Origin of the sequence: Pseudomonas sp. P7758, assembly GCF_013386485.1 — a bacterium.
Lineage (GTDB): Bacteria > Pseudomonadota > Gammaproteobacteria > Pseudomonadales > Pseudomonadaceae > Aquipseudomonas.
In genome coordinates, this window is the sequence record NZ_JACARS010000028.1 from 58,466 (window position 1) to 85,200 (window position 26,735).

Consider the following 26,735-nt stretch of genomic DNA (forward strand, 5'->3'; position numbering starts at 1 on the left):
AATAACCATCGTTCCAAACAGACCGGGCCTGCTCAATCTATGCGAATGCGCCTTATGTTACTGGGCGGCGGGAATGCCCTCGGGCAGGCGCTGATTCGCCTCGGTGCGGAGGAAGACATCGGTTTCCTCGCCCCGCGCCCGCCCCAAGACGGCTGGGATGCCGCGAGCCTCACGCAACTGCTCGACGACACCCGTCCCGATGCCTTGATCAATCTCGCCTATTACTTCGACTGGTTTCAGGCGGAGACGGTCAGCGAGACACGCCTGGCCGCCCAGGAATATGCGATCGAGCGCCTGGCTGAACTGTGCCAGCACCACAGCATCACCCTGCTGCAACCGTCCAGCTACCGGGTGTTCGATGGCTCCCGCGCCACCGCCTACAGCGAAAAAGACGAACCCGTGCCCTTGGGCCTTCGAGGCCAGGCGTTGTGGCGCATCGAGCAGAGCGTACGCGCCACCTGCCCGCAGCACGTGCTGTTGCGTTTCGGCTGGCTGCTGGATGACAGCGTCGACGGCACCCTCGGGCGCTTCCTGGCCCGTGCCGAAAAACCTGACGAACTGCTGATGGCCGACGACCGCCGGGGCAACCCGACGCCGGTGGACGATGCCGCGCGGGTGATCATTTCGGTGCTCAAGCAACTCGATTGCGCCGCGCCGTTGTGGGGCACCTACCACTACGCCGGCCACGAAGCGACTACCCCGCTGGCGCTGGGGCAGGCGATCCTGACCGAAGCGCGCAACTTCCACCCGCTGGCCGTGGAAGCGCCGACCGCCCAGGCCCACGCCGCCCGTCCGGATGCAGCCGACGAGCCGCAACACGCGGTGCTGGCCTGCAAGAAAATCCTCCACACCTTCGGCATCAAGCCACGGGCATGGCGGGCCGGGCTGCCGGCGTTGCTCGACCGGTTCTATCGACACGGTCAAACATAAAAAAGGCGCCTGAAACAGGCGCCTTTTTTGTGGCAGTGCGCGGACGATTACACGTGATAGGTGTTGGCCAGCCGGATGCGCAGCGGCCTGCGAAAAATTTGAAACCTTTGGTGCGGGCGGTCATCTGTGTTGAGTCGATGGACCTTATCCCGGCGTTCAATGGTTATCCCCTTATGAACGGAAGTTACATTGCCGTCTCTATCACAGACAATGGCCAGGGAACTGGGTTGGGACTCAGCCAGGTATATGGCCCGCGCTTGAACGGCTGAGTGGATAGCCCGTTTGAACAAATGGAGTTAGCATCGTAAACCTTCGGCTCAAGAGCCTGTTGTTCACATCAGGGTTGCATTGTGGAAAAGCTAAATCGCCTTCAAAGCGGAATAGAAGGGCTGGATGCTCTGCTCAAGGGTGGGCTAGTCGCAGGTGCCTCCTACATCATCCAGGGGCGCCCGGGATCCGGTAAAACGATCCTCGCCAATCAGCTGGGGTTTAACCATGCGCGCAATGGGGGCCGTGTACTGGTTGCCACGTTGCTGGCCGAATCCCACGACCGTTTATTTCAGTTCCTCTCGACCCTGAACTTCTTTGATGCTTCCCGGGTGGGAGCCGAGATTCAGTTCGTCAGTGCGTTTGACACCCTTGAGAACGAAGGTCTCGATGAAGTGGTCAAGCTGCTTCGGCGTGAGATCAGTCGTCAGAAGGCCACCGTGTTAGTGGTCGACGGCTTGCTCAATGCACGCTCCAAGGCTGACTCGCCCATCGACACCAAAAAATTCATTTCCGAGCTGCAAGGGCACGCCGCGTTCGCCGGTTGTACGGTGCTGTTTCTCACCAGTTCCCGGTTGGACGACGGCAGTCCCGAGCACACCATGGTTGATGGTGTGATCGAGATGGGTGAAGAGCTTCACGGCAGCCGTTCGGTGCGCCGTATTCACCTGCGCAAAACTCGAGGCAGTGGTGCACTGACCGGACTGCACGAGTGTGAAATTACCGACGATGGCCTGGTGGTTTATCCGCGTCTGGAAAGCCTCTACAGCCATCCGTCTTTACCTGACAGTGCCGATCTGACGCGTATCACCAGCGGCATCGGTTCGCTGGACGCCATCATCGGCGGTGGCCTGCACAGTTCCTCAGTTACCCTCGTCATGGGGCCTTCCGGCGTCGGGAAAACCACGTTGGGGCTCAGGTTTCTCGCAGAGTCGACAGTGGACGCGCCGGGCCTGCATTTCGGTTTTTATGAAAGCCCGCAGCGGTTACGTCTCAAAGGCCAATCGCTGGGGATTGATATCAAGGGTATGGAAGAAAGTGGTGCGCTGAGTATTGCCTGGCAACCCACCACAGAAGGCCTGATCGATGGTCTCGGCGCACGGCTGCTGAAAATGGTTGAGGAAAAGGGCATCAAGCGCCTGTTCATCGACAGCTTGAGCGGCATGACCCGGGTGTCGACAAACCCGGCTCGTATCACTGATTTCTACAGCGCCTTGATGAGCGAGCTTCGTGCCCGTGGCGTAACGGTGTTTGCCTCATGGGAGATGCGTGACGTTTTTGGTTCGGAGGTCAGCTCTCCAACCCCGGACCTCTCCAGTATTGTCGATAACCTGATGCTGATGCGTTTCTTCGAGATTCAATCTGAACTAAGAAGAATGCTTTCGATTCTTAAGGTACGAGACAGCTTCTACGATCCTTCGCTTCTTGAAGTGGTAATCCATGAAAACGGCGTTGACCTGAAGAAGGCATCAAGAAATGCGTTGGCGGTCCCTAATGATTCTTCGCTGCCGGGCTCAACGCCCAAAGTCTCTGATTCGGGTTGAACTGACATGACCACCATCCTGGTCGTCGACGACGAGTATTTGATCGCTGACATTCTCGGCTATGCGCTGGAGGATGAGGGGTACATGGTCGTAAAAGCGAGCAATGGCCAGAAAGCACTCGAGGTCCTGGAGCGCGAGCGGCCAGCGTTGATCATCACCGACTTCATGATGCCGGTCATGGATGGCCAGGAGTTTGCCGAAGCTGTCCGCGCGCTACCGGCAGTCAATCACTTGCCCATCATCCTGATCAGCGGAGCCCAGGCCCATATTGGTATGGAGCGGTCGGACTTGTTCAATGCAGTGTTGAATAAGCCGTTCAACATTGACGTGGTCATTGCTGAAGTTCGCCAGCTCCTGGCTGAAGCCTGACTCGCAGCACACGGGCGTGTGCCTGGCTTCTGATTGGCGCTTGCCTCCAGGGGAAGCCTCACAAAAAAGGCCCTGTACAACAGGGCCTTTGGGTAGAACCTAGAACTTGTAGCCAATACCGACCATGTACACCATCGGATCAACATCCACATTAACCTTGGCCCGGGTGCCCTGGCCCAGGGCGTTGTTGTCCACGGTGGCCTTGGTGCTGATGTCGATGTAGCGCGCCTGGGCGTTGATCATCCACTTGTCGTTGATCATGTAGTCCGCACCGATCTGCGCGGCCCAACCCCAGGAGTTTTCCGCCTTGAAGTTGCTGAAGCCGGCCTGCTCGGCGCGGCTGCCGACGTGCTCGTCGTAGATCCAGGTGTAGTTGATACCGGCGCCGATGTACGGTTGGAATACCGACTTGCTGTCCAGCGGGTAGTACACGACGCTCAGGGTCGGTGGCAGGTGCTTCAGCGTACCGAGCTTGCCGTTGGCAGCGCCCAGGGCGGTGTTCTTGATCTTCACATCATGTTCGAACGGCGTGGCCGCCAGCAGTTCGATACCCCAGTGGCTGGTGAACATGTAGGCGAAGTTCAAACCCAGTTGAGTGTCGCTGCTCATGGTCGCCTTGCCGCCCAGGTTGGTCCCGGCCAGCGGGCCCTGGTCAACCTTGACACTGCTGCTGTCCGCTTTCGGGTTGACGGTGATGGCACCGGCGCGAATCAGGATGTCACCCGCTTCGTGAGCGTGGGCAACAGGGGCGACGAGGGCGAGCGCGACAAGCGACGCGCCGAGCAGGGACTTGTTCATGGGAGCTCCAAAGGACGTTATTAATTGCTTGTGTCCAATGGTAAAGATCGTAACGTTCGAGCTTTTGACTCAGCTCAATGAAAGCGCAATCACGGGTTATTCCTGCAACTCGTACACATAGATCTTGTCGGCATCCATCTGGTAGCCGGCATCGGCCAGTTCACTGCTGGACGGTTTGACCTGCATCTGGCCTTCGATCCAGTACGGTTGATACAACTCGTCGAGCTTCACGCCGACTTCGCTTTTCACATGCACGATCTGGTTCGACGGCGGTGGCGGTACATGGATGCACGCGCCGAAATACGGCACCAGCAGGAACTCCGTGGTGCGGCCTTCCTCGCTGACTTCCAGCGGCACGATATAACCCGGCAGGCGGATGTGCTTGCCGTCCAGGCTTTGTACGACCGGCGCGTTGGGCAGGTCCTGCTTGGCGGCCGGCGCTGACTCCACCGACAACGCATCGGCCATGCCCGACAAGTCGTGCAGCGGTTTCATGTTGGGGATTTCCGGCGGCGCGTCCGGCGGGATCATCTCCTGCCACGACAGGTCCTTGGGCTGGTCTTCAGCCCACACGGGCAGGGCCACCAGCAGTAACAGTGCGAGCACGACGCGACGCATCAACAGCTTCCTCATAAACGTATCGACAGGCCGTCGGCCAACGATTGCCGGTAGGCGCGCCAGGCCGGCACGCTGCCCATCAGCAGGGCTGCGACGAGAATACCGCCGAGCAGGGTCCATTCATATTCGCTCGGCAACGACAGCGGCAGGTCCAGGCCGTAGTTGGCCTGCAAATACCCGCGCGACGCGGCGATGCACACATACAGCAGCCCGACGCCGGCGATCACGCCCGACAATGCCAGGGCGAAGGCTTCGAAGATCAGCAAGGTCGCAATATGCCAGGGCCGTGCGCCCACCGAACGCAGGATTGCCATTTCCCGGCGGCGCTCGTTGAGGCTGGTGAGGATCGCGGTGAGCATGCCGATCAAACCGGTCAGTACCACGAACAGCGAGATCACGAACAGCGCTTTTTCAGCCGTGCCCATCATGCTCCACAGTTCTTGCAGCGCCACCCCCGGCAGGATCGCCAGCATCGGCTCGCCACGGAACTCGTTGATCTCCCGTTGCAGGGCGAAGGTGGAAATCTTGTTGTTCAAACCGAGCATGAACGCGGTGATGGCTTGGGGCGTCAGGTCCATGTTGCGAGCCTGGTCGGCGCTGATCCGGCCTTTGCCCTGGGCCGGCACGCCGTTGTGCCAGTCGATGTGAATCGCTTCCATGCCCCCGAGGCTGATATGCAGTGTGCGGTCCACCGGAGTGCCGGTGCGCTTGAGAATGCCGACCACGGTGAACGGCTTGTCGTCGTGCTTGACCAGGCTGACCACCGCCACGCCGTGGGCCAGCACCAGCTTGTCGCCGAGCTTGTAATGCAGCGCGTCGGACACTTCGGCGCCGAGCACCACTTCGAATGGATCGGTGGCGAAGGCGCGGCCGCTGGCCAGTTCCAGGTTCTGCCGGCGGCCGTATTGGTAGTGTTCGAAATAGGATTCGTTGGTGCCCATCACGCGGTAGCCACGGTGGGAGTCGCCAAGGGAAATCGGGATCGCCCATTTTACCTGCGGGTTGGCCGCGAAGTGCTCGTAGCTGTCCCAGCGAATGTTGTTGGTGGCGTTGCCGATGCGGAACACCGAATACAGCAGCAAATTCACCGAGCCGGAGCGCGCGCCGACGATCAGGTCGGTGCCGCTGATGGTGCTGGCGAAGCTGGCGCGGGCTTCGGTGCGTACCCGTTCCACCGCCAGCAACAGGCACACCGACAGGGCGATGGCGAAGGCGGTGAGGATCGCGGTAAAGCGGCGGTTAGCCAGGCTGGCCATGGCTAGTCGAAACAAATACATCTCAAACCTCTGCGGGCGTGGCGGCGCGATTTAGTTCGGCCAGCGACAGGTTGCGGTCGAACAGCGGCGCCAGGCTCTGGTCATGGCTGACGAACAACAGGCTGGCGCCTGCTTCGCGGCATTCGGCGAACAGCAACTGAATGAAGGCCTCCCGGGCGTCGTAGTCCAGGGCCGAGGTCGGCTCGTCGGCGATCACCAGCTCCGGCTGGCCGATCAGCGCACGAGCAGCGGCCACCCGTTGTTGCTGGCCGATGGACAGGGAGTCGGCGCGGCGCTCCAGCAGGCTCTTGTCCTTCAGGCCCAGGTGGGCGAGCAAGGTCGCGGCAGCCTGGTCGACGCTGCCGTGACGCTGGATTGCCCGCTGCGCCCGTAACGTTGAAAAGTGGCAGGGCAACTCGACGTTCTCGCGCACCGAGAGAAACGGCAACAGGTTGAACTGCTGGAAGATGTAGCCGGTGTGGTCGACCCGGAAACGGTCGCGGGCGCCGGCCGAGAGTTCGGTCAGCTCCTGGCCCAGCAGGCGAATACTGCCGCGGCTGGGCTTTTGCACACCGCCCAGCAGGCCGAGCAGGGTGGTCTTGCCACTGCCGCTGGGGCCCTTGAGGAACAGGGTTTCCCCCGGCTCCAGGCGAAACGTCGGGATGTCCAGCAACTGTGGGTGACCCGGCCAGTTGAAGCCCAGGTCAGACAGTTCGATAAGTGCTTGGGTCATAGGAAATCAGGGGTCTGGCTCGATTTGGATGATGGCACCGATCAACTGTAGGAGCTGGCTTGCCTGCGATGGCATCACCGCAGTGTTTCTGGAGCACCGCGGCGTCTGCATCGCAGGCAAGCCAGCTCCTACAGTGTGGTGTTTACATCAGAATTTCAGGGTGGCTGCTGTGGCCGTCGCTTCCACACCCTGCTGGCCGCTCGGGCCAATGAGTTGTACCTGAATTTTCTGGGTGGCGGGGAAGGTCTTGAACACCTGGGTCAGGTCGAGGTTGCTCAGCGCGGTCGGCGTGGCGCAGGTGAACTGGTAGTGAGCGTGGATTTCGCTGTGGTCGTGGTGATGTTCGTGGGCGGCGGCGCCTTTGCCATCGGTGGCGTGGTCGTCATCGTCTTCATCGTGGTCGGCTTCAGGCTTGTCGCCGAACAGCGGGCTGTTCAGTTCCTGGGTGCTGATCACGCAACCGGCGGCCTTGGGCAGGCTGAACAGCACCAAAGGTTGTTCAAGTTGTTTGCGGGCAGCGGCGACCTTGGCTTTGTCGGCGGACGTTGTAGCGAGGTGTTCGAAGCCCACCAGGTTCATCGCCGGGCTGTCCAGTTCCAGCTCCAGGGCCTGGCCGTCGAGCACCGCGTTGAGGCGACCCACGCCGTGTTCGTGGGCACCGAGGCTGCCGTGCTCGTGATCATGGTCGTGCTCGTCGGCAGCCTGGGCGATGGCCAGTGGCAACAGGGCAAACGGCAAAGCGAGCAGCAAACGGCGCATGGTGGAGCTCCCGGACAAAGATGAAAGTTTTGTTATGTGATCTTATAACAATTTTGCGAGGAGTTTGACCGCCTGCTTGGCGTAGCGCAAGACGCGTGGGAGCATGCTCGTCAGAAAAGTGCGGGAGTAAGTGCGATGTTGAGAATTCGTGGAACCGTCGGTGACCTGCCGGTGGACTTGACCCTGGAGCTGGATGACGGCGACTGGGCCCGGCTGGGCGCGCAGTTGCAGGCCAGCAAAACCCCGAGTGCGGAACCGGTAGTGACGCCGGCGGCGGGTAACCTGGACGAGAGCCTGTGGCAGGCCGCCCAGGATTTACTGCGCAAGGCCGGGCAACTCAACGGCCTGGAATTGCTTGATCAGCTGGAAGGCCTGGCCGGCAGCGCCTCGGCGGGCAAGCGCCTGCTGGTGCGCCTGCGCCATAGCGCCAAGGTCAAGGTAGCCAGCGGCGGGGATACGCCGCTGTACAGTTGGATCGAGTAACGATCAGTAAAGCGCGGCGAACAGCTTGCGGCGGTATACGGTGACCAGCGGGTGATCGTTGCCGAGCAGTTCGAACACCTGCAACAGCGTCTTGTGGGGCAGGCCTTCGCTGTAGCTGCGGTTGCGGATGAACAGCTTGAGCAAGCCATCCAGCGCGGCGTCGTATTGCTGGCGCGCCAGTTGTTGCACGGCCAGTTGGTACACCGCCTCGTCATCCTGCGGGTTTTGCGCCAGGCGGGCTTTCAGGTCTGCGGCGTCCGGCAGGTCGGCGGCCTGGCGCAGGAAAGTGATCTGCGCCTTGGCGCCGGCCAGTGCGGCCTTGTGATCATCGCTCTTGACCGCGTCGAGCACAGTTTGCGCTTCGCCCAGTTCACCGCGCTCGGCCAGGCAGCGTGCGTACAGGATCAGCGCGGCGGCGTTGGTGTTGTCTTCGCCAAGCAGGGTGACCAGCACGGCCTCGGCGTCGGTGATACGGCCTTCGGCAAACAGCGCCTGGGCCTGCTCCAGTGGATCGGCAGCCGCCGGTGGTGGCATCTGCACATGGGGCTCCAGCATCGCGCGCACGGCGGATTCAGGCTGCGCACCGGCAAACCCATCCACTGGCTGGCCATCCTTGAACAGCACCACGGTCGGCAGGCTGCGAATGCCAAAGCGCGAGACCACGTCCGGCTCGGCATCGCAATCGACCTTGGCCAGCAGCAACTCACCCTGATAACTCTCGGCAATCTGCGCGAGCATCGGCATCAACGCCTTGCACGGCGCGCACCACTCGGCCCAGAAATCCACCAGCACGGGTTTTTCGAAGGAGTTCTGGATCACCGCCTGATCGAAGGTGGCGGTGGTGGCATCGAAGATGTACGGCGTGGGCTCACTCATGGGGAATCTCGAAGAAAGCAGGAATGGGGCAACTATAAAGACTGGAGGAGGCGACCGGAAGCTATGCCGCGATTAAGCGCGTACAGGATGCCAGAAAGGGTCCTGGTACCAGTCTTGAGGAAAACCCATCGCTTTGAGGCTGACATCGGGAAATTCCTCAGTCAGTTGACGCAGGCGCCGGTCCCACTGAGCGTGTGGACACACTTTATGCATTAGGTGATTAAGGATGCAGAGTGCTGCGAACATACGGGCATGAGTGCCCGGATGAATAAGGTGCCTGGGCCACGGGAAGTTGGCTTTTTTGGGCAGTTCTGGGCGAATGCCCAATTCTCGATTCCACATTCGCGCATGGTGTGCGCAGATGTTACGAATAGTGGTCAAGGTGTGCAGCCAGGACTGCATCAAAGGGGCGGGGAGTTCCAGGCGTCTGGCGATAGCCTTCTTGTCCGAATCCCTGGCCAAGCCTTTGTAGAGATGGGACAGGTCGCCGAGTGTGAGTTCTTCCAGCATTGCCCAGCCGGGCATGAGTGGTGGTTGGTCATAGGTGGTGGGGTAGTGTCGGGCGTAACTCTCTTTTGCTCTTTGGCATTTGAGATGCGCTTTGCGACCGCTATCGGCTTGCAGTCGATCTATTCGCAGGCATTCGCGCTCATAGTCTCGGATAGCGGCACATTGCTTGGACTGCAATGTTGCAAGTAGGCGTTGGTGGTCAAATGCCTGTTGAAACATTCCGATATCGGTATACCAATGGCTGCCATAGTTGGGCCCCATATGGTTACTGATCATCGAGCGAGTCGCTATTTCCACGCGTTCAATGGCATCCATGCTCAACAATCGAAGCCTGCGGTCAAAATCGTAGAGTCGAGTTAACTGACGAAAACCTGTGCCATCGCGAAATCGATGATCGACATCCCCCGATTGCTGAAAAGGGCGCATGTAGGGGCTCAATCGGAAAAAACTGACGGACTGCAAGAAACACTGCGCACGGGCTTCATCTTGAATGAGCAAGCCACGTTGTTTGAGCAGTTCTATCTGGGAGGGAACATCAATGGCAGGTTTGTCGAACGTTCTCATGCCCAAAAAACGCCAGGCATAAAAAACCCGCACAATTTGTGCTTAGTCACTTGCGCGACCAGAGGCATGGCGGGTGTATTGCGGCAAAGATTAGGCAGTAGCGGTAACGTTTGCAAGCTTTTTGAGCAAGAGGCGACGGATGCAAATCGGGGGTTTGGCATACCGTTTGGTCGTCCAGGTAGCGTGCGAGAGGCGGCCATTTTCCACGCTACGCTGAAGACTGTCTTAGCCCATCTGTTACTGGAGATTTGCGGGTTTGATAGGCGCGACTATCGCTGCGAATGGTACAGGCTCACCTTGCGAAACTCCCACGGCTCGGCCAGGTCGGGCAGTGTCAGGGCGTCGAGGATACCCAGGCGCTGATACTCCGGGTGCTGGAAGTCCCGAACCCGGGAATCGGCGACCAGCGCTTCGCGGCCGCGTGTCAGGAATTGATCCAGCAGCGGCAGGTTCGCCCGGTCGTACAGCACATCGGCGACCAGGATCAGGTCAAACCGGTCGGATTCGGTGAAGAAGTCTTCTGAATAGCCCAGTGTTACGCCGTTGAGTTCGGCATTCGCCCGGCAGGCAGCCAGGGCCAGCGGATCCAGGTCGCACGCCACCACTTCCAGCGCTCCGGCCTTTACCGCGGCAATCCCGGCAACACCCGAACCTGCGCCGAAATCCAGCACCCGCTTACCCGCGACCCACTCGGGGTTGGCCGCCAGGTATCGCGCCAGCGCCAGGCCACTGGCCCAGCAAAAGCTCCAGTACGGCGGCTCATGCAGGATGCGCCGGGTTTCTTCGGGGCTGAAGGCGCGGTCCATGTTGTCGGCGTCCAGCAGCCACAGCGACAACTCGGTGCCCGGCAGCGGGCAGGGCACCAGTTGGGCGTCGCCGATCAGTTCGCTCAGTGCGCGTTGCAGGTCCAGCGGTGGCGTCATGGTGCGGGAACGAGTTGCAGCGGCCCGGTGGTCTGGGTGATCGCCTGGGTGATGCGCACCGGCGGCAGGTGCAGGATCAACTGGCCGGACTGGCTGGCGCGACCACGCAATTCAACGCGCCCGCCCGCCGGGAACGCTTGCGGGTTGAAGCGCAGGCGGAAGGCCAGGGGCTTGTTGTTGCCGATCAGCACGCTGCTGGCCAGCAGTTGTTGCGGGCGCGAACGGTCGTCGATCACCAGCAGCGCCAGTTCGACTTCCGCACCCGCCGGTATACCGTTCAATTGGCCGCTGACTTCACGCTGGTAGGCGGGCAACGGGCCGAGATCTTCTTCCACACCCGGCAGTTTTTTCTCTTGTTGCGGTGCCGGAGCCGGCGCCGCAGGTTTTGGGGCATGGCTGCTGCAGGCGACCAGAAAACCGAGCAACGTGAGCAAAACAAGTGGTCGTAACTGCATGTACGGCTCCAGAAAGGACAAAATCCGTGGCTTAAAAAATATGAAACATAATAGTCAGCCTATATACCGTAAAGGCTATGGCTTGTCTTGCCACAGGGATGCGCTACCATGGCCCTCCCATTTTTTGTTGCCTGCCACCATGCACTGTCCCTTCTGCGGTGCCAACGACACCAAGGTCATTGACTCGCGTCTGGTCGCCGAGGGCGAACAGGTGCGTCGCCGGCGTGAATGCCTGGCCTCTGGCTGCGGTGAACGTTTCACCACCTTCGAAACCGCCGAACTGGTATTGCCACGTCTGATCAAGACCGACGGCAGTCGCCAGCCCTTCGACGAAGAAAAACTGCGCGCCGGAATGCAGCGCGCCCTGGAAAAACGCCCGGTGAGTGTCGAGCGGCTGGAAGCGGCACTGGTGCATATCAAGCACAAGCTGCGCGCCACCGGCGAGCGCGAAGTCAAATCCCTGGTGGTTGGAGAACTGGTGATGGGCGAGCTGCAAAAGCTCGACGAAGTCGCCTATATCCGTTTCGCCTCGGTGTATCGACGCTTCCAGGACCTCAACGAGTTCCGCGAAGAGATCGATCGCCTGGCCCGTGAGCCGGTAAAAGAATGAACCCACCTTCGGCAGAACAAGCGGTACTCGACGCCCATTACATGGCCCGTGCCCTGGAATTGGCGCGCAAGGGCCTGTACACCACCCACCCCAACCCCCGGGTTGGCTGCGTGATCGTGCGTGACGGGCAGGTTGTCGGCGAAGGCTGGCACGTGCGCACCGGCGAACCCCATGCGGAAGTCCATGCCCTGCGGGCAGCGGGCGACAAGGCCCGGGGCGCCACGGCCTACGTGACCCTTGAACCGTGCAGCCACCACGGGCACACGCCGCCGTGCGCCGATGCCTTGGTGAATGCCGGCCTGGCCCGTGTGGTGGCAGCGATGCAGGACCCGAACCCGGAAGTCGCCGGGCGTGGCATGCGCCGCCTGGCCCAGGCCGGGATCGAGACCCACAGCGGCTTGCTGGAAAACGAAGCGCGGGCGCTTAACCCGGGCTTTCTCAAGCGCATGGAGCATGGCCTGCCGTTTGTGCGGGTCAAGTTGGCCATGAGCCTGGACGGTCGCACCGCGATGGCCAACGGCGAAAGCCAATGGATCACCGGCCCGGCCGCCCGTGCCGCGGTGCAGCGCCTGCGGGCCCAGGCCAGCGTAGTGCTGACCGGCGCCGACACGGTGCTGGCCGATGGTGCTCGCCTGACCGTGCGCGCCGCCGAACTGGGCCTGGATGAAGAAACCACCGCCCTGGCGATGTCTCGTCCGCCGCTGCGTGTGCTGATCGACGGCCGCCTGCGGGTGCCGCTGAATGCGCCGTTCTTCAAGGCTGGCCCCGCGCTGGTCATCACCTGCGTGACGCCGGACAACCAGTACCCCACAGGCCCCGAGTGCCTGGTGGTGCCGGGTGTCGACGGCCAGGTCGACCTGCGTTCCGCGCTGGTGGCCCTGGCGGCCCGTGGTGTCAACGAAGTGTTGGTGGAAGCCGGCCCAAGCCTGGCGGGTGCCTTCGCCCAGCAAGGGCTGGTGGACGAGTACGTGATATTCGTCGCCGGCAAGTTTCTTGGCTCTGCCGCCCGGCCTTTGCTGGACTGGCCGCTTGAGAAACTGGCCGACGCCCCCCAACTCAAGATCACTGAAATGCGCGCTGTTGGCGATGACTGGAGAGTCACTGCCATCCCTCTGCCATCAGCGAGCGTATAATTCCCGGCCTGCGCCACGTCTTCAGGAGAACGGCATGTTCACCGGCATTATCGAATCCATCGGCAGCATCCGTGCAATGACCCCAAAAGGCGGCGACGTACGCCTGCTGGTTGAAACCGGCAAGCTCGACCTGAGCGACGTCAAACTGGGCGACAGCATCGCCGTCAGCGGTGTGTGCCTGACCGTTATCGAGTTGCCTGGCAACGGCTTTGCCGCCGATGTCAGCCGGGAAACCCTGGACTGCACCGCGATGAACGACCTCAAGAGCGGCAGCCCGGTGAACCTGGAAAAAGCCCTGACCCCGACCACCCGTCTCGGTGGGCACCTGGTCAGCGGTCACGTCGACGGGGTCGGCGAAGTGGTTGCTCGCAGCGAAAACGCGCGTGCCGTGGAATTTCGCATTCGCGCACCGAAAGAGCTGGCCAAGTACATCGCCCACAAAGGCTCGATCACCGTCGACGGCACCAGCCTGACCGTGAACGCCGTGAATGGCGCCGAATTTGAACTGACCATCATTCCCCACACCCTGAGCGAAACCATCATGGCGTCGTACCAGCCGGGTCGCCGGGTGAACCTGGAAGTCGACTTGCTTGCCCGTTACCTGGAGCGCCTTCTATTGGGCGATAAGGCCGCAGAGTCTGACTCTCTTCAAGGGCCCGCCGGGAACATCACTGAAAGTTTTTTAGCCGCTAACGGCTACCTTAAATCCTGACCCAAGGGGGTGCCGCGTGGCGCTCAACAGCATCGAAGAACTGGTTGAAGACATCCGCCAAGGCAAGATGGTCATCCTCATGGATGACGAAGACCGCGAGAACGAAGGCGACCTGATCATGGCCGCCGAGTGCTGCCAGCCGGAACACATCAACTTCATGGCCAAGCACGCCCGTGGCCTGATCTGCATGCCGATGAGCCGCGAGCGCTGCGAGCTGCTGAAGCTGCCGTTGATGGCGCCGCGCAATGGTTCCGGGTTTGGCACCAAGTTCACCGTGTCCATCGAAGCCACCACCGGTGTCACCACTGGCATCTCCGCTGCTGACCGCGCCCGCACCGTACAAGCCGCTGCCGCGAAAGACGCCAAGGCCGAAGACATCGTCAGCCCGGGCCACATCTTCCCGCTGATGGCCCAGCCGGGTGGCACCCTGGCTCGCGCCGGCCACACCGAAGCGGCCTGCGACCTGGCGCGCATGGCCGGTTTCGAGCCGAGCGGTGTGATCTGCGAAGTGATGAACGACGACGGCACCATGTCCCGTCGCGCCGAGCTGGAAGAATTTGCCGCGCTGCACAACATCAAGATCGGCACCATTGCCGACCTGATCCACTACCGGATGATCCACGAACGTACCGTTCAGCGGATTGCCGAGCAGCCGCTGGACAGCGAACTGGGCCAGTTCAACCTGGTGACCTATCGTGATTCCGTGGAAGGCGACGTGCACATGGCCCTGACCCTGGGCACCATCTGCGCTGAAGAGCCAACCCTGGTGCGGGTGCACAACATGGACCCGCTGCGCGACCTGCTGATGGTCAAGCAACCGGGGCGCTGGAGCCTGCGGGCCGCGATGTCCGCGGTGTCCGAGGCCGGCAGCGGTGTTGTATTGCTGCTGGGCCATCCGCTGGATGGCGACGTGCTTCTGGCGCATATCCGCGAAACCGCCGACCACGCGCCGGCGAAAAAACCGACCACCTACAGCATCGTCGGGGCCGGTTCGCAGATCCTGCGGGACCTGGGCGTGCGCAAAATGCGCCTGATGAGTGCGCCAATGAAATTTAATGCCATATCCGGTTTCGACCTGGAAGTAGTAGAATACGTGCCCTCCGAATAAAGGCCGGCGTTGTTTGCCCCTTGTTCGCGGTTCAAATATCACTGAGGGGCGCGCACTAAGCGCGTCCCGGCTCTTTAAGAGATTTGTCGAATGACCCTGAAGACCATCGAAGGTACCTTCATCGCCCCCAAAGGCCGCTATGCCCTGGTGGTTGGCCGCTTCAACAGCTTCGTGGTTGAAAGCCTGGTAAGCGGTGCCGTGGATGCCCTGGTTCGCCACGGTGTGAGCGAAAGCGACATCACTATCATCCGCGCTCCTGGCGCCTTCGAAATTCCACTGGTTGCGCAGAAAGTTGCACAGCAGGGTGAATACGCGGCGATCATCGCCCTGGGCGCGGTCATTCGTGGCGGCACTCCGCACTTCGAATACGTGGCTGGCGAATGCACCAAGGGCCTGGCCCAGGTGTCCATGGAGTTCGGCGTGCCGGTCGCCTTTGGCGTCCTGACCGTTGATTCCATCGAACAAGCCATCGAGCGTTCCGGCACCAAGGCCGGCAACAAAGGTGCTGAAGCTGCCCTGTCCGCCCTGGAAATGGTCAGCCTGCTGGCGCAGTTGGAGGCCAAGTGATTAGCGACGACAGCGATCAGTTCAACCCCCAGGACCCGCGCCCGGCAGACGCCGGCAAGCCATCGAAAAGCGAAAAGCGTCGTTCGGCCCGCCAGCTCGCGACCCAGGCTTTGTACCAGCGCCACATGGCGAAAACCTCGCTGAACGAAATCGAGGCGCAGTTTCGCGTCGACAACGATTTCAGCGCGGCCGATGCCAGCTACTTCCACGACATCCTGCACGGTGTTCCGGCCAACCTGGCCGAGATCGACGCTGCACTGACGCCGTGCCTGGACCTGGCGATCGAAGAGCTGGACCCGGTTGAACTGGCCGTACTGCGCCTGTCCACCTGGGAACTGCTCAAGCGCGTCGACGTGCCTTACCGCGTTGTGATCAACGAAGGGATCGAACTGGCGAAAGTCTACGGTTCCACCGACGGTCACAAGTTCGTCAACGGCGTGCTCGACAAGCTGGCCCCGCGCCTGCGTGAAGCCGAAGTGAAGGCGTACAAGCGCTAACTGGCGCTTGCTGACGCAATGGGCGAGTTTGAGCTGATCCGCAACTACTTCGCCGCCGCGCCCTGTGCGCAGGGCGGCGAAGGCATTGCACTGGGGATTGGCGACGACTGCGCCTTGCTGGCTGTTCCTCCCGGGGAACAGCTGGCGATTTCTACCGATACCCTGGTGGCCGGCGTGCATTTTGCCGACCCCTGCGATCCGTTTCTGCTCGGCCAGCGCTCGCTGGCCGTGGCAGTCAGCGACCTGGCGGCCATGGGCGCCAATCCCCTCGCGTTTACCCTTGCCCTCACCACCCCGACGGTTGATGCCGATTGGCTGCAACGCTATGCCCAGGGCTTGAACGCCATGGCGCAGGGTTGTGGCGTGGTTCTGGTGGGCGGCGACACCACCCGTGGGCCGCTGAGCCTGACCATGACCGTGTTTGGCCGGGTGCCGGCGGGCCAGGCCTTGACCCGCAGCGGCGCGCGGCCTGGCGACTTGCTGTGTGTGGGCGGTGAACTGGGTAACGCAGCGGGCGCCTTGCCGCTGGTGCTGGGGCAGCGCACGGCGGAGGCGGCTATCGCCGAGCCGCTGCTGGCCCATTACTGGTCGCCGCAACCGCAGTTGGCGCTGGGCTTGGCGTTGCGGGGCAAGGCCACGTCTGCCATGGATATTTCCGACGGCCTTTTGGCTGATTGCGGGCATATTGCCAAGGCGTCGGCTGTCAGCTTGTTGATCGAGCAGCAAAAACTGCCGTTGTCCGCCGCCTTGCTGGCGTTCGTCGGTGAAGCGGATGCCCGGGTGGCCGCGTTGAGCGGGGGGGACGACTACGTACTGGCGTTCACCTTGCCGCCCGTCGAACTGGCGCCGCTGTTGGCCGCCGGTGTGCCGGTCCATGTAATCGGCCGGGTCGAGGCGGGGCAGGGCGTTACCCTGCTGGATGCGTCTGGCCAGGACGTCACGCCGGCCATTCGTGGCTATCAACATTTCTGAAAGGCATAGAACCAAGCTGAAGGCCAATCGAACCTATTGATCTTTATCAGCGATAATTCAGCTTAAGCGTCTGTAGGAACCTACTGTTACAATCCCTCCCCTGTGAAATCTGAAATCAGGAGCACAAGGTGCCCGTCGTTTTCGTCGCCGCTTCCAAGCTGCCAACCCCTTTTGCCACGTTCACCATGAATGGCTTTCTTGAAGAAGCCACCGGGCGCGAACACGTTGTTCTCAGCCTCGGTGACGTGGCGGACGGTGCCCCGGTCCTCGGTCGCGTGCACTCCGAGTGCCTGACCGGCGATGCGCTGTTCAGCCAGCGCTGTGACTGCGGCTCGCAACTGGAAGCCGCCCTGCAGGCCATCGCCCGCGAAGGCCGTGGCGTGTTGCTGTACCTGCGTCAGGAAGGCCGTGGCATTGGCCTGCTGAACAAGATCCGCGCCTATGAGCTGCAAGATGGCGGCGCCGACACTGTGGAAGCCAACGAGCGCCTCGGTTTTGCCGCTGACCAGCGCGACTATGGAATCTGCCTGCCGATGCTCCAGCACCTGGGCGTTAAATCCCTGCGGCTGATGACCAACAACCCGCGCAAGGTCAAAGCCTTGACCGACATGGGCATCACCGTCGCCGAGCGCGTGCCGCTGCACACCGGCCACAACCCGCACAACAAGCTGTACCTGGCCACCAAGGCCAGCAAGCTCGACCACATGATGGGCAACGAGCACCAGGGCGAGGCCGATCGGGCGTGACGCGCGGCCAGGTCAAGCGGCGGCTGTCGTTTAACTGGTGGCAATACCTGGCGTTGGCGTTGGTGCCGTTGTTTGTGATCAACCTGGTGTTTGGCAAGGCCGAGCCCTTGCTGCCGGTGCTGGCGATGCCGTTTTTTATCGCCGGCGTAGCCTCGATGTTTGTCAGCCTGCGTTACTTCCACGGCTATAAACACGCGCTGATCGCCACCGGCAAAGCCCTCGATACCCCTGAAGAGCCGGCTGCCTGGATCACCCTCGCGGCCCGCCGTCGTGTGGCGTTGCTGGTGGCTGCACTGCCGGCCTGGGTCGGCGCGCTGGCGGTGTTTGTCGGGCTGGAAGCGGTGCCGCTGTTTCTGTTGGCATTGTCGACCCTGGTGCTGTTCTACCTCTACCGCATCCCGCGCCAGTTGGGTTGATGCGCGGCTGGCTGGCGGTGTTGTTGCTGGCAGTCGCGGCCCAGGCTGCGGCGGTTGAGCGGGTGGTCAGCCTTGCGCCTTCGTTGTCTGAAATCGTCGTTGAACTGGGCGCCGCCGATTTGCTGGTGGGCGTGCTGGATGGCGGCGAGCGGCCACAGGCGTTGGCGAACGTGCCGTCTGTGGGCAACTACGGGCAGTTGGACATGGAGCGGCTGCTCAGCCTCAAGCCCGACCTGATCCTGCTTTGGCCCGGCAGCGTCGGCCCGGGCCCGCGTGAACAGCTGCAACGCCTGAACATCCCGGTATTTGTCGCCGAACCCCACAGCCTCGAACAACTCACTTCACAGGTCGAAACCATTGCCCGGCAACTCGGGCGGGATGACGCCGGCCGGCAATTGGCCGCGCAGTTGCGTCAGCGCTTGGCCGAGTTGCGCTCGCGCTATCACCGGGCCGAGCCGTTGCGGGTGTTTTATCAGGTGTGGAACCAGCCGCTGTACACCGTGGGTGGCGGGCAGATCATCAGCGATGCGCTGAGTGTGTGCGGCGCGCGCAATGTGTTCGATGACCTGAAATTACCGGCACCGCAGGTCAGCATTGAGTCGGTGTTGCAGCGTAATCCCGAGGTGATTCTGGCGGGCGATCAAGCGCAGTTGGATGCCTGGAAGGCCTGGCCCCAGCTGGCGGCGGTAGCTGGCGGGCGTTTGCTGGTGGTGCCTGACAAGGGCCTGGAACGGCCCAGCGGGCAGATGCTGCAGGCGGTGGCGCGGTTGTGTCAGGTTCTTGCTCCGGGGCTGTGAGACCGCTATCGCAGGCACGCCAGCTCCCACATTTGACTGAGTCGTCTGGATAAGCACGGTCCCCTGTGGGAGCCGGGCTTGCCCGCGATGAGGCCGGTGCAGACGACTTAGAGTTCCGGCGTCCAGGTCACCCCGAACATCAGTGCCCGGCCTTCTTCCCGATAGCCATATTGCTGGCCTTGATACTGATACAGCGCCCGGCTGTAGTCCTTGTTCAGCAGGTTATCGAGCTTCATTTCCAGCGTGACTTCATGGTTCACCGCCCAACTGCCCCGTAGCCCCAGCAAGCCATACCCGCCCAGGCGTTGCTGGTTCGCTGCATCGTCGTAGCTGCTGCTGACCGCTTGCCAGCTGGCGCCGACGCCGAATTGATCGAGTTGGCGATCCAGGTCCAGGCTCAGGGTGCGCCGGGCTCGACGCGCCAGTGTGCGCCCGGTGTCGCGGTCGCGTGGGTCGATCAATGCAACGGCGAGGCTGCTTTGCCAGCCGAACAGTTCTTGCTTGAGCGCCGCCTCGAAGCCGTTGATGCGTGCGGCGCTGACGTTTTGCGGGCCGTTGCTGGCAAACACGATCGCATCCTGAATATCGGTGCGGTACAGCGAGGCTTCCAGTCGGCTGCTGTCGCTGAGCTGGCTGCGCCACTGCACTTCGTAGCTTTTCGATGTCTCGGGCTTGAGGTTCGGGTTACTGTTTTTGAAGCCGAATTCGTCCGGGTAGTAGAGGTCGTTGAACGTAGGCGCGCGGAAGCCTTCGCTGTAGCTCAGCAACAGATCATTGTCCGGGTTCAGCGGCAGGGTGAAGGTGCCGCTCCAGCTGTTGTGGCCGCCGAACTGCTGGTTATCGTCGCGACGCAGGCCCAGTTCGGTGGAAAAGGACTGGGCTTGAAAGCGGTGCTGGATAAACGCCGCTCGATTCCAGCGACTGTCTTCGGCGAACGCGGTGCTGCTGTTGACCTGGTCCTCGTACCAGTCGCCGCCCAGGATCAGGCTGTTCTGCTCATTGAGGGTCAGGTCGTTCTGCCAATTCAGTGAGTTGCGGTAAGTGTTGAACACGCTGCGTTCGGTGCTGAGCTTGTCCCGGGTTTCTTCGCGGTTTTCGCTGTGGCCCGCTTCCAGCCGGGACTTCCACGTGTCATTGATACGCGCGTCAACATAGGTGCTGACACTGCTCACGGTGAAGTGGGTGTAGGGCTTTTGCTGGAAGGTTTGGAAGGTGGTCGAATCGAAGCGACCGAATGGGTTGTCGAATTCGCTTTTGCCGCGGTTATCCAGCACGTTCACACCCGCTTCGAGGTCATCGTTGAAGGCATGGCTCAGGCTGAAACTGATGGCCTGGTTGCGATAGGCGTCATGGTCACGGTCGCTGGGATAGGAGTCGTACGTGCGATTGATTCCGGCCGTGTCATCCAGGCTGGCGCCGAGGTTGAAGCGGGTTTGCGCATCGCCGCCGGACAAGCCCAGGCTGCGTTCCCATGTCTGGTTGCTGCCAAATCCCACATGCAGGCGGGGTTGCAGGCCGGACTCGTTACCACGCCGGGTGAAAATCTGGATCACCCCGCCAATCGCATCGCTGCCGTAGATCACCGAGCGCGAACCACGCAGGACTTCCACGCGTTCGATCTGCTGGATGTTCAGGTGCTGCAGGTTGCTGTCGCCGGAAGTCGAGTTGCCGATGCGCTGGCCGTCGACCAGCACCAGGCTCTGGGCCGACTTGGTGCCACGAATGTAGACGCTTGCCAGACTGCCACGGCCACCGGCCTGTGAAACCTGCACCCCGGGCACGCGGCTGAGCAAGTCGGTCACGCTGGTGGGTTGCAGGCGGTCGATGTCGTCGCGGGTGAAGACGGTGTTGGCGGCGCTGCTGTCGTTGCGCGCCTGGACCTGGCGGTTGGCGCTGATCACCACGTCGGGCAGCTTGAGGGCTTGGTCGCGTTCGAAACTGTCGGCGAGCAGGTCGGTGGCGGGCAGTAACAGAAGGGGCAGGGCGAGGCGAAGGCGGTTCATGGGCTGTCCGTAGCATTTGAAGTTGGCATAAAACAAATGTGGGAGCGGGCTTGCTCGCGAAGGCGCAGTGTCAGTCAATGCATCTGTGGACTGACCCAGCGCTTTCGCGAGCAAGCCCGCTCCCACATTTTTAATCGCGTTTCTACAGGCCCAGCAGGGCCATGCGCTGACGAACCGAAGCTTCAATCCCGGATTCATCCAGCCCGCACTCAGCCAGCATCTGCGCCGGCTTGGCATGCTCGACATACACATCCGGCAAGCCCAGGTGCAGCACCGACTTGAGGATATTCTCCCGTGCCAGGAACTCACTGACTGCCGCACCGGCGCCGCCCATGATGGCGTTTTCTTCGATGGTCACCAGCAGCTCATGGCTGCCGGCGATCTCGCGCACCAAGGCCTCGTCCAGTGGCTTGACGAAACGCATGTCTACCACCGTGGCGTCGATCTTCTCGGCCACTTTCAAGGCTTCAGCCAATTGCACGCCGAACACCAGCAAGGCAACGCCGCTGCCCTGGCGGCGGACGATACCCTTGCCGATTTCGATAGGCTCAAGGTCCTTTTCGATCACCGCATTCGGACCATTCCCCCGCGGATAGCGCACAGCCGCCGGGCCGTTGTACAGGTGGCCGGTGCTGAGCATCTTGCGCAGTTCGTTCTCGTCGCTCGGGGTCATCACCAGCATGCCGGGGATGCAGCGCAGGTACGAGAGGTCGAAGCTGCCGGCATGGGTCGGGCCGTCTTCGCCCACCAGGCCCGCACGGTCGATGGCGAACAGCACGTCGAGGTTCTGCACCGCGACGTCATGAATCAACTGGTCATAACCGCGTTGCAGGAACGTGGAGTAGATCGCTACCACCGGCTTGGCGCCTTCACAGGCCATGCCCGCGGCGAAGGTCACCGCATGTTGCTCGGCGATGGCCACGTCAAAATAGCGCAGCGGGAAACGCTCGCTGAACGCCACCAGGTCGGAACCTTCCTTCATCGCCGGGGTGATGCCCACCAGGCGCGGGTCGGCGGCGGCCATGTCACACAGCCATTCGCCGAACACACCGGAATACTTTGGACCGCTGGGCTTCTTCGGCGCGGCGGCCGGGGCGTTCAGCGGTTCCAGCTTGGTGATCGCGTGGTAACCAATCGGGTCGACTTCCGCCGGGGCGAAGCCTTTGCCTTTCTTGGTCACGATATGCAGGAACTGCGGGCCTTTAAGGTCACGCATGTTGCGCAGGGTGGCGATCAGGGTTGGCAGGTCATGGCCGTCGATCGGGCCGATGTAGTTCCAGCCCAGCTCTTCGAACAGGGTGCCGGGAACCAGCATCCCCTTGGCATATTCTTCGGTACGACGGGCAATTTCCCACGCGCCGGGCAGACGCGAGAGCACCTTCTTGCTGCCTTCACGCATGCTGGCGTAAGTGCGGCTGGAGAGGATTTTTGCCAGGTAATTCGACAGGCCACCGACATTGCGCGAGATCGACATGTCGTTGTCGTTGAGGATCACCAGCATGTTGGCGTCCACTTCCGGCGCGTGGTTCAGCGCCTCGAAGGCCATGCCGGCGGTCAACGCGCCATCACCGATCACCGCAATCGCCTTGCGATCGCTGTTTTGCAGGCGGGCGGCAATGGCCATGCCCAGCGCTGCACTGATAGAGGTGCTGGAGTGGCCGACGCCAAAGGTGTCGTACTCGCTCTCGGAGCGGCGCGGGAAGGCGGCGATGCCATCCTTCTGGCGCAGTGTGGCCATGCGCTCGCGGCGTCCGGTGAGAATCTTGTGCGGATAGGCCTGATGACCCACGTCCCACACCAGCCGGTCGTCCGGAGTGTCGAATACGTAATGCAGCGCAATGGTCAGCTCGATGACGCCCAGGCCGGCACCGAAATGCCCACCGGTCTGGCCGACCGTGTAGAGCAATTCCAGGCGCAACTCATCGGCCAGGGTTTCCAGCTCGGCTTCACCCAGGCGGCGCAGGCCGGCTGGCGTGTTGGCACGGTCCAGCAGGGGCGTGGCCGGGCGCTTGCGGGGAATCTCTTGAAACGTCGTGGGCATCAGGCGAATCGTTATAGGTATAGAAGAGGCGGCAGTTTACCTCAAGCATCGCAAACTGCCCACGCAGAGCGCCGAACTTGGCTGATATGCGGTGGAAAAGGCCGCTGTTGTCAGTGGCGACGTTCGACGATATACCGCGCCAGGTCACGCAGTGGCTCGGCAGCCGCGTCGAAAGGTCGCAGGGCGTCCAGGGCCTGGTCTCGCAGCACCAGGGCGTACGCCTTGGCGGCTTCCAGCCCGAGAAGCGAAGGATAAGTCGGCTTGTCCCGTGCGATATCAGCACCCTGGCGCTTGCCGAGGGTCGCGGTATCACTTTCAACGTCGAGAATATCGTCCTGCACCTGGAACGCCAGGCCGATGGCCCGCGCGTAGGTTTGCAGCGCCGCCAGTTGCGCCGCTTCTGCACGGCCACTGGCCAGGGCGCCGAGGTGCACGGCGGCCTCGATCAGCGCGCCGGTCTTGTGGCGGTGCATGTATTCCAGGGCTTGTTGATCGAGCTTCAAACCGACCGAGCCCAGGTCAATCGCCTGGCCGCCGACCATGCCGGCAGGCCCTGCGGCCAGCGCCAGCGCGGTAACCATGCGCAGACGGATCTCGGCGTTGACGCTGCTCAGGCGCGGGTCCAGCAGGGCGCTGAACGCCAGGCTTTGCAGGCCGTCACCGGCGAGAATCGCGCAGGCTTCATCAAAGGCTTTATGGGTAGTGGGTTGGCCGCGACGCAGATCGTCGTCGTCCATTGCCGGCAAATCGTCGTGTACCAGGGAGTAAGCGTGGATCAACTCCACCGCACAGGCGGCGCCGTTGGCTTCCTCCGCCTGGGCGCCGAGGGCTTCACAGGCCGCATAGGCGAGCAACGGGCGAACCCGCTTGCCACCGTTCATCACGCTGTAGCGCATGGCCTCATACAGGCGGTTCAGCTCAGGGCTGGGCGCGACAAACAGCGGTTCCAGCGCAGCATTGACCCGGGCCTGGCTGCCGGCCTGATAAGCGTCGATCATTCAGGCTGTTCCGCATCGAAAGGTTCTTCGGCCAACTCCCCATCGCGTTCCAGCAACACCTGGACCTTCTGCTCCGCCTGCGCCAGGGCGCTCTGGCAGTCGCGGGTCAGGCCGATGCCTTGCTCGAATGCGGTCAACGAGTCTTCCAGCGACAACTCGCCGTTCTCCATCCGCTCGACCAGGGTTTGCAGGTCGGCGAGGGATTGTTCGAAATCGAGTGCAACTTTTTTGCGGGCCATGGCGGCTATTCCGGTAGACGGTAAACCGGCGCGACACTAGCAGACATGGGGGATTGGGGCAAATGAGTGGGGGGATTTGCCTTGAAAATCAATCGCCTTGAGTGTTGATTTGATAGCGGGTGCTGCGGCCGCCGCCGGGTAGCCGAACCAGGCAGTTTTTTTCCAGAAGATCGGCCAGATGTCGGGTCGCCGTGGCCTTGGACACTTTGGCCACTGCCTGATACTGGGCGGCGCTGATCCCGTGCTCAAAGCCCTTTTCGCCACCGTCGAGCAGGCGATTCAAGACTTTGGTCTGTTCGGCGCTGAGTGCGTGGTCCCGATGCTGCTGCCAGAAGCGGGTTTTGCCCAGCACCCGGTCAATCCGCACCATGGCCTGCTGCAAGCTACGAAGCAGCGTTTGCAGGAACCACTCAAGCCAATCGGTGATATCCAGCGTGGCCTTTTGACTGGTTTCCAGTGCACGGTAATAGCCCGCCCGGTCTTCAAGGATGCTCGCCGACATCGCGTAGAAGCGGATCGCTTGATGCTCTGCCTGGGCAAGCGCGAGGTCGGTAATCGCCCGCGTCAGACGACCATTACCATCATCGAAGGGATGCAGGGTGACGAACCAGAAATGCGCCAGGCCTGCGCGCAGCAATGGGTCAAGGGCCGCATGATTCCGGCTGGCTTCAAACCATTCGATGAAATCGTCCAGCGATTGCTCCAGTCCTTGGCGGGGTGGGGCCTCGAAATTCACAGTGGGTCGGTCCAGTCGTCCCGATACAACCTGCATAGGCTCATCCCCCCTTAACGCGCCTACGTTCAAGCCGTGGGTGGAAAAGCGGGCTTCCTCGGCGGGAAACAACCATCGATGCCATTTGAATAGACGGGTGAGGGTAAACGGTTGAGAAAACTGTTGCGTGGCGTCCAGCATCAAGTCAGCCAGACCCTCGCTGCGTCGGCTCACTGAGCCGTCTTGCAATTGCTCCAGGCCCAGGCGTCGGGCCAAAGAGGAACGTACGGAACCCATATTCAGTTGCTCACCCTCGATTGCCGAGGAGGTCAGAATGTTTTGCAGCAACGCATCCAGTTCATTCTCTGAACTCTGTGCCTGGCTGACCGAACCGAGCATGCCCAGCAACTTTCCTTGCGCCTGCGTGCACTCGCGCAACAACGCTGCGAGGCGCTCTGGTTGCCAGTGAAAGTGCGGCCAATCGGGTTGTTGCCAGATCCAGTTCGGGTGATCCATGGAGGCATGCTCGGTATGTGAGCCGAATAGAAGGCTTATTCGGCTCATTTGGTGAGCCGATTGTGTGAGCTATTCGGCTCACTGTCCAGTCAGATGCGCACATCAGGTACAGCGCCGCCTCATCACTGGCCAGCAGGATCGCCTGTTCCATAACCTTTGGCGCAGTACTCGCCAGCTCATCAATTCGCTGGCTGTCGCCCCCAGGCGTTCAAACAGCTTGCCGGCGTCCTTGAAGATCTCCTGCACTTGCTTGATGGCGTCCCACACGCCGGTAATCGCCGTCCAACTTCCCGCCAGCACGCCATTGCCAATCGCGCTCGAAGTGGACCTTTCCCAGTGCGGCCGGAAACCACTCCATTTTTTGCGAAGCTTTTTCTGTTCCGAGCCGCTGCCCGGTACTACGTAAAACAGCGGTTCAGCTCATTGACGGCAGTGGCGTTTTCAGTGGTGCGGTGCATTGGCCCTGAGCATCCTTGAGACTGGCCTCAAACTCGACCAGTCCTCCATGCATCTTCTGCAATGCCTCGATCTGCCGCACCAACTCCTGCTTCTTGTTGGCGATCGCCTTGTCCGCCAGGCCCCAGGGCAGCCCATCACCGTGATGCCCACCCAGAATTGCCTGCAACTCCTTGAGCTTGAAACCCAACTGCTGGGCGCACTTGATGAACGTCAGCAGTTCGACACTTTGCGTGGAGTAAAATCGATAACGACCTTCCCGCTGCGGCGGCGGCAACAGGCCGATGGCTTCATAGTGACGAATCGCTTTGATGGTTGTGCCCGACAGTTGCGCGGCTTTGCCGATGTACATGAAAAGTCCTTTTCCCAAAGAGTGCGCCGGCCTGTTTCAGCCACTGTTCCCGCTGTGCTGGCGTAGAGCCCAACACCGGCCCGAACAGCAACGTCTTGATCGGCTGAATGCCACAAAACGCCAGTGTTGTCTTGCGCATCTGATGCAGCGCGGGCATGCGGTAGAACCACCTGTAATACCACGGCGGTGTGTCCAGGGTCACCAGCAAGTGCGCGGTTCTGCCCTTCAGGAGTTTGTCGGGGAAGGCCTTTCCCTTGCGGTATTTGAAGGCGAAACCGGATAGGAAAATTCGGTCGATAAAACCTTTCATCAAGGCCGGGATGCCACCCCACCAGACGGGGAAAACAAACGTCAGGTGATTGGCCCACAGGATGTCGGATTGCGCGCTAATCAGGTCGGGTTCCGGAGGTTGGGCCTGGTTGTAGCCGTTGTGGAGGATGGGGTCGAAGGCCAGTTCACCCAGGCGCAGGATGCGTACTTCGTGGCCGGCGTTTTTGGCGCTGGTGATGTAGGTGTCGGTGAGGGCAGAGCAGAAGCTGGTGCTGGAAGGGTGGCCGAGGATGACCAGGATGCGTTGGCTCATGGTGGTGCGGTCCTGAAAACTGGGGTTTCAGGGTGAGGTGTGACCTTAGGGGGAGAGTCAAGAAGATGCAGTGATTGGGAATGGCCAGGAAGACTGATCCCTTTCATTTGCAGGACGTTTCCTAGAGAATTCCAAGCGCTTGCGCCAGCAAAATCCCGCGACTAGTCTGCGTTCCGTCACTGCATATTCGGT

The 26,735-nt window shown here is 61.5% G+C and carries 30 protein-coding genes; 14 read left to right on the forward strand and 16 right to left on the reverse strand.

Going from position 1 to position 26,735, the window contains the following annotated elements:
• Positions 1–39: 39 nt before the first annotated feature.
• From HX873_RS07850 to HX873_RS07860, 3 genes are all read left to right on the forward strand, one after another.
• Positions 40–930, forward strand: coding sequence for a sugar nucleotide-binding protein (locus HX873_RS07850; RefSeq protein ID WP_008436463.1), 891 nt, complete (start codon positions 40–42; stop codon positions 928–930).
• Positions 931–1,280: 350 nt separating this feature from the next.
• The gene (locus HX873_RS07855) at positions 1,281–2,741 is read left to right on the forward strand and encodes an ATPase domain-containing protein (RefSeq protein WP_177122540.1); all 1,461 of its coding nucleotides are present in this window, start codon (positions 1,281–1,283) and stop codon (positions 2,739–2,741) included.
• 6 nt (positions 2,742–2,747) lie between these two features.
• Positions 2,748–3,110 (forward strand): response regulator, encoded by a 363-nt coding sequence (locus HX873_RS07860; protein ID WP_102369993.1) that lies wholly within the window; start codon positions 2,748–2,750, stop codon positions 3,108–3,110.
• Positions 3,111–3,209: 99 nt separating this feature from the next.
• On the opposite strand, the gene HX873_RS07865 is transcribed toward HX873_RS07860, so the two are convergent.
• The 5 genes from HX873_RS07865 to HX873_RS07885 form a co-directional block, all read right to left on the reverse strand.
• Positions 3,210–3,908 carry an OmpW family protein gene (locus HX873_RS07865; protein ID WP_102369992.1) on the reverse strand — a complete coding sequence of 233 codons (699 nt, stop codon included), beginning with the start codon at positions 3,906–3,908 and terminating at the stop codon, positions 3,210–3,212.
• Positions 3,909–4,004: 96 nt separating this feature from the next.
• On the reverse strand, positions 4,005–4,526 hold the full coding sequence (locus HX873_RS07870) for a DUF3299 domain-containing protein (RefSeq protein WP_008436468.1): 522 nt from the start codon (positions 4,524–4,526) through the stop codon (positions 4,005–4,007).
• 11 nt (positions 4,527–4,537) lie between these two features.
• Positions 4,538–5,803: an ABC transporter permease gene (locus HX873_RS07875; protein WP_177122541.1), complete on the reverse strand. Its 1,266-nt coding sequence runs from the start codon at positions 5,801–5,803 to the stop codon at positions 4,538–4,540.
• Position 5,804: 1 nt separating this feature from the next.
• Positions 5,805–6,515, reverse strand: coding sequence for an ABC transporter ATP-binding protein (locus tag HX873_RS07880; protein ID WP_008436477.1), 711 nt, complete (start codon positions 6,513–6,515; stop codon positions 5,805–5,807).
• 147 nt (positions 6,516–6,662) lie between these two features.
• Positions 6,663–7,274, reverse strand: coding sequence for a DUF2796 domain-containing protein (locus HX873_RS07885; RefSeq protein ID WP_003209999.1), 612 nt, complete (start codon positions 7,272–7,274; stop codon positions 6,663–6,665).
• Between the two features lie 135 nt (positions 7,275–7,409).
• Here HX873_RS07885 and HX873_RS07890 point away from each other — a divergent pair, with 135 nt between their 5' ends.
• Entirely contained in the window at positions 7,410–7,757 is a 348-nt protein-coding gene (locus HX873_RS07890) for a hypothetical protein (protein WP_003209997.1), read from the forward strand.
• Positions 7,758–7,760: 3 nt separating this feature from the next.
• On the opposite strand, the gene trxA is transcribed toward HX873_RS07890, so the two are convergent.
• The 4 genes from trxA to HX873_RS07910 form a co-directional block, all read right to left on the reverse strand.
• Positions 7,761–8,633, reverse strand: a complete 873-nt coding sequence (gene trxA, locus HX873_RS07895) for a thioredoxin (RefSeq protein ID WP_003209995.1) — start codon at positions 8,631–8,633, stop codon at positions 7,761–7,763.
• A gap of 72 nt (positions 8,634–8,705) precedes the next feature.
• Positions 8,706–9,707, reverse strand: a complete 1,002-nt coding sequence (locus tag HX873_RS07900) for an Abi family protein (protein ID WP_177122542.1) — start codon at positions 9,705–9,707, stop codon at positions 8,706–8,708.
• A gap of 269 nt (positions 9,708–9,976) precedes the next feature.
• Positions 9,977–10,630, reverse strand: a complete 654-nt coding sequence (locus tag HX873_RS07905) for a methyltransferase (protein ID WP_177122543.1) — start codon at positions 10,628–10,630, stop codon at positions 9,977–9,979.
• Complete coding sequence (locus HX873_RS07910) at positions 10,627–11,085, reverse strand: YbaY family lipoprotein (RefSeq protein ID WP_003209991.1); 459 nt, start codon at positions 11,083–11,085, stop codon at positions 10,627–10,629. The genes HX873_RS07905 and HX873_RS07910 overlap by 4 nt, the downstream gene beginning before the upstream one ends.
• A gap of 139 nt (positions 11,086–11,224) precedes the next feature.
• Between HX873_RS07910 and nrdR the strand changes: the two genes are divergently transcribed.
• The 10 genes from nrdR (at position 11,225) to HX873_RS07960 (ending at position 18,643) form a co-directional block, all read left to right on the forward strand.
• A complete protein-coding gene (gene nrdR / locus HX873_RS07915; protein ID WP_003209990.1) occupies positions 11,225–11,695 on the forward strand; it encodes a transcriptional regulator NrdR in 471 nt (156 codons plus the stop codon).
• Complete coding sequence (ribD, locus tag HX873_RS07920; protein WP_003209989.1) at positions 11,692–12,828, forward strand: bifunctional diaminohydroxyphosphoribosylaminopyrimidine deaminase/5-amino-6-(5-phosphoribosylamino)uracil reductase RibD; 1,137 nt, start codon at positions 11,692–11,694, stop codon at positions 12,826–12,828. The genes nrdR and ribD overlap by 4 nt, the downstream gene beginning before the upstream one ends.
• Before the next feature lie 34 nt (positions 12,829–12,862).
• Positions 12,863–13,540 (forward strand): riboflavin synthase, encoded by a 678-nt coding sequence (locus HX873_RS07925; protein ID WP_003209988.1) that lies wholly within the window; start codon positions 12,863–12,865, stop codon positions 13,538–13,540.
• Between the two features lie 16 nt (positions 13,541–13,556).
• Positions 13,557–14,648 carry a bifunctional 3,4-dihydroxy-2-butanone-4-phosphate synthase/GTP cyclohydrolase II gene (gene ribBA / locus HX873_RS07930; RefSeq protein WP_177122544.1) on the forward strand — a complete coding sequence of 364 codons (1,092 nt, stop codon included), beginning with the start codon at positions 13,557–13,559 and terminating at the stop codon, positions 14,646–14,648.
• A 90-nt stretch (positions 14,649–14,738) separates the two neighbouring features.
• Positions 14,739–15,215: a 6,7-dimethyl-8-ribityllumazine synthase gene (gene ribE, locus HX873_RS07935; RefSeq protein ID WP_003209986.1), complete on the forward strand. Its 477-nt coding sequence runs from the start codon at positions 14,739–14,741 to the stop codon at positions 15,213–15,215.
• Positions 15,212–15,712 (forward strand): transcription antitermination factor NusB, encoded by a 501-nt coding sequence (nusB, locus tag HX873_RS07940; protein WP_003209985.1) that lies wholly within the window; start codon positions 15,212–15,214, stop codon positions 15,710–15,712. Before ribE ends, nusB begins: the two co-directional genes overlap by 4 nt.
• 18 nt (positions 15,713–15,730) lie before the next feature.
• On the forward strand, positions 15,731–16,684 hold the full coding sequence (gene thiL, locus HX873_RS07945) for a thiamine-phosphate kinase (RefSeq protein ID WP_177122545.1): 954 nt from the start codon (positions 15,731–15,733) through the stop codon (positions 16,682–16,684).
• Between the two features lie 128 nt (positions 16,685–16,812).
• Positions 16,813–17,430, forward strand: coding sequence for a GTP cyclohydrolase II (ribA, locus tag HX873_RS07950; protein ID WP_003209983.1), 618 nt, complete (start codon positions 16,813–16,815; stop codon positions 17,428–17,430).
• The gene (locus tag HX873_RS07955; protein WP_003209980.1) at positions 17,427–17,846 is read left to right on the forward strand and encodes a nuclear FMR1 interacting 1 family protein; all 420 of its coding nucleotides are present in this window, start codon (positions 17,427–17,429) and stop codon (positions 17,844–17,846) included. The genes ribA and HX873_RS07955 overlap by 4 nt, the downstream gene beginning before the upstream one ends.
• Complete coding sequence (locus HX873_RS07960; RefSeq protein WP_134327388.1) at positions 17,846–18,643, forward strand: cobalamin-binding protein; 798 nt, start codon at positions 17,846–17,848, stop codon at positions 18,641–18,643. Before HX873_RS07955 ends, HX873_RS07960 begins: the two co-directional genes overlap by 1 nt.
• Positions 18,644–18,750: 107 nt before the next feature.
• Here the strand turns inward: HX873_RS07960 and HX873_RS07965 are convergent, their stop codons facing one another.
• The 7 genes from HX873_RS07965 to HX873_RS07995 all read right to left on the reverse strand — a co-directional run bounded on the left by HX873_RS07965 (position 18,751) and on the right by HX873_RS07995 (position 26,543).
• Positions 18,751–20,646, reverse strand: a complete 1,896-nt coding sequence (locus HX873_RS07965) for a TonB-dependent receptor domain-containing protein (RefSeq protein ID WP_177122546.1) — start codon at positions 20,644–20,646, stop codon at positions 18,751–18,753.
• A 142-nt stretch (positions 20,647–20,788) separates the two neighbouring features.
• On the reverse strand, positions 20,789–22,687 hold the full coding sequence (gene dxs / locus HX873_RS07970; RefSeq protein WP_008436502.1) for a 1-deoxy-D-xylulose-5-phosphate synthase: 1,899 nt from the start codon (positions 22,685–22,687) through the stop codon (positions 20,789–20,791).
• Between the two features lie 110 nt (positions 22,688–22,797).
• Positions 22,798–23,685, reverse strand: coding sequence for a (2E,6E)-farnesyl diphosphate synthase (gene ispA, locus HX873_RS07975; RefSeq protein ID WP_177122547.1), 888 nt, complete (start codon positions 23,683–23,685; stop codon positions 22,798–22,800).
• Entirely contained in the window at positions 23,682–23,924 is a 243-nt protein-coding gene (locus HX873_RS07980) for an exodeoxyribonuclease VII small subunit (RefSeq protein WP_003209964.1), read from the reverse strand. The genes ispA and HX873_RS07980 overlap by 4 nt, the downstream gene beginning before the upstream one ends.
• 88 nt (positions 23,925–24,012) lie before the next feature.
• Positions 24,013–25,152, reverse strand: coding sequence for a Fic family protein (locus HX873_RS07985; protein WP_177122548.1), 1,140 nt, complete (start codon positions 25,150–25,152; stop codon positions 24,013–24,015).
• 415 nt (positions 25,153–25,567) lie between these two features.
• Complete coding sequence (locus tag HX873_RS07990) at positions 25,568–25,960, reverse strand: MerR family transcriptional regulator (protein WP_177066959.1); 393 nt, start codon at positions 25,958–25,960, stop codon at positions 25,568–25,570.
• Positions 25,899–26,543 (reverse strand): NAD(P)H-dependent oxidoreductase, encoded by a 645-nt coding sequence (locus HX873_RS07995; RefSeq protein ID WP_177122549.1) that lies wholly within the window; start codon positions 26,541–26,543, stop codon positions 25,899–25,901. Before HX873_RS07995 ends, HX873_RS07990 begins: the two co-directional genes overlap by 62 nt.
• Positions 26,544–26,735 lie beyond the last annotated feature (192 nt).

What these genes read in the sequence shown, in the direction of transcription:
- HX873_RS07850 (WP_008436463.1), top strand. Translation starts at nt 40, where the DNA reads ATGCGAATGCGCCTTATGTTACTGGGCGGCGGGAATGCCCTCGGGCAG.
- HX873_RS07860 (WP_102369993.1), top strand. Translation starts at nt 2,748, where the DNA reads ATGACCACCATCCTGGTCGTCGACGACGAGTATTTGATCGCTGACATT.
- HX873_RS07865 (WP_102369992.1), bottom strand. Translation starts at nt 3,908, where the DNA reads ATGAACAAGTCCCTGCTCGGCGCGTCGCTTGTCGCGCTCGCCCTCGTC.
- HX873_RS07870 (WP_008436468.1), bottom strand. Translation starts at nt 4,526, where the DNA reads ATGCGTCGCGTCGTGCTCGCACTGTTACTGCTGGTGGCCCTGCCCGTG.
- HX873_RS07875 (WP_177122541.1), bottom strand. Translation starts at nt 5,803, where the DNA reads ATGTATTTGTTTCGACTAGCCATGGCCAGCCTGGCTAACCGCCGCTTT.
- HX873_RS07880 (WP_008436477.1), bottom strand. Translation starts at nt 6,515, where the DNA reads ATGACCCAAGCACTTATCGAACTGTCTGACCTGGGCTTCAACTGGCCG.
- HX873_RS07885 (WP_003209999.1), bottom strand. Translation starts at nt 7,274, where the DNA reads ATGCGCCGTTTGCTGCTCGCTTTGCCGTTTGCCCTGTTGCCACTGGCC.
- HX873_RS07890 (WP_003209997.1), top strand. Translation starts at nt 7,410, where the DNA reads ATGTTGAGAATTCGTGGAACCGTCGGTGACCTGCCGGTGGACTTGACC.
- trxA (WP_003209995.1), bottom strand. Translation starts at nt 8,633, where the DNA reads ATGAGTGAGCCCACGCCGTACATCTTCGATGCCACCACCGCCACCTTC.
- HX873_RS07900 (WP_177122542.1), bottom strand. Translation starts at nt 9,707, where the DNA reads ATGAGAACGTTCGACAAACCTGCCATTGATGTTCCCTCCCAGATAGAA.
- HX873_RS07905 (WP_177122543.1), bottom strand. Translation starts at nt 10,630, where the DNA reads ATGACGCCACCGCTGGACCTGCAACGCGCACTGAGCGAACTGATCGGC.
- HX873_RS07910 (WP_003209991.1), bottom strand. Translation starts at nt 11,085, where the DNA reads ATGCAGTTACGACCACTTGTTTTGCTCACGTTGCTCGGTTTTCTGGTC.
- nrdR (WP_003209990.1), top strand. Translation starts at nt 11,225, where the DNA reads ATGCACTGTCCCTTCTGCGGTGCCAACGACACCAAGGTCATTGACTCG.
- ribD (WP_003209989.1), top strand. Translation starts at nt 11,692, where the DNA reads ATGAACCCACCTTCGGCAGAACAAGCGGTACTCGACGCCCATTACATG.
- HX873_RS07925 (WP_003209988.1), top strand. Translation starts at nt 12,863, where the DNA reads ATGTTCACCGGCATTATCGAATCCATCGGCAGCATCCGTGCAATGACC.
- ribE (WP_003209986.1), top strand. Translation starts at nt 14,739, where the DNA reads ATGACCCTGAAGACCATCGAAGGTACCTTCATCGCCCCCAAAGGCCGC.
- thiL (WP_177122545.1), top strand. Translation starts at nt 15,731, where the DNA reads ATGGGCGAGTTTGAGCTGATCCGCAACTACTTCGCCGCCGCGCCCTGT.
- HX873_RS07960 (WP_134327388.1), top strand. Translation starts at nt 17,846, where the DNA reads ATGCGCGGCTGGCTGGCGGTGTTGTTGCTGGCAGTCGCGGCCCAGGCT.
- HX873_RS07965 (WP_177122546.1), bottom strand. Translation starts at nt 20,646, where the DNA reads ATGAACCGCCTTCGCCTCGCCCTGCCCCTTCTGTTACTGCCCGCCACC.
- dxs (WP_008436502.1), bottom strand. Translation starts at nt 22,687, where the DNA reads ATGCCCACGACGTTTCAAGAGATTCCCCGCAAGCGCCCGGCCACGCCC.
- ispA (WP_177122547.1), bottom strand. Translation starts at nt 23,685, where the DNA reads ATGATCGACGCTTATCAGGCCGGCAGCCAGGCCCGGGTCAATGCTGCG.
- HX873_RS07980 (WP_003209964.1), bottom strand. Translation starts at nt 23,924, where the DNA reads ATGGCCCGCAAAAAAGTTGCACTCGATTTCGAACAATCCCTCGCCGAC.
- HX873_RS07985 (WP_177122548.1), bottom strand. Translation starts at nt 25,152, where the DNA reads ATGGATCACCCGAACTGGATCTGGCAACAACCCGATTGGCCGCACTTT.
- HX873_RS07990 (WP_177066959.1), bottom strand. Translation starts at nt 25,960, where the DNA reads ATGTACATCGGCAAAGCCGCGCAACTGTCGGGCACAACCATCAAAGCG.
- HX873_RS07995 (WP_177122549.1), bottom strand. Translation starts at nt 26,543, where the DNA reads ATGAGCCAACGCATCCTGGTCATCCTCGGCCACCCTTCCAGCACCAGC.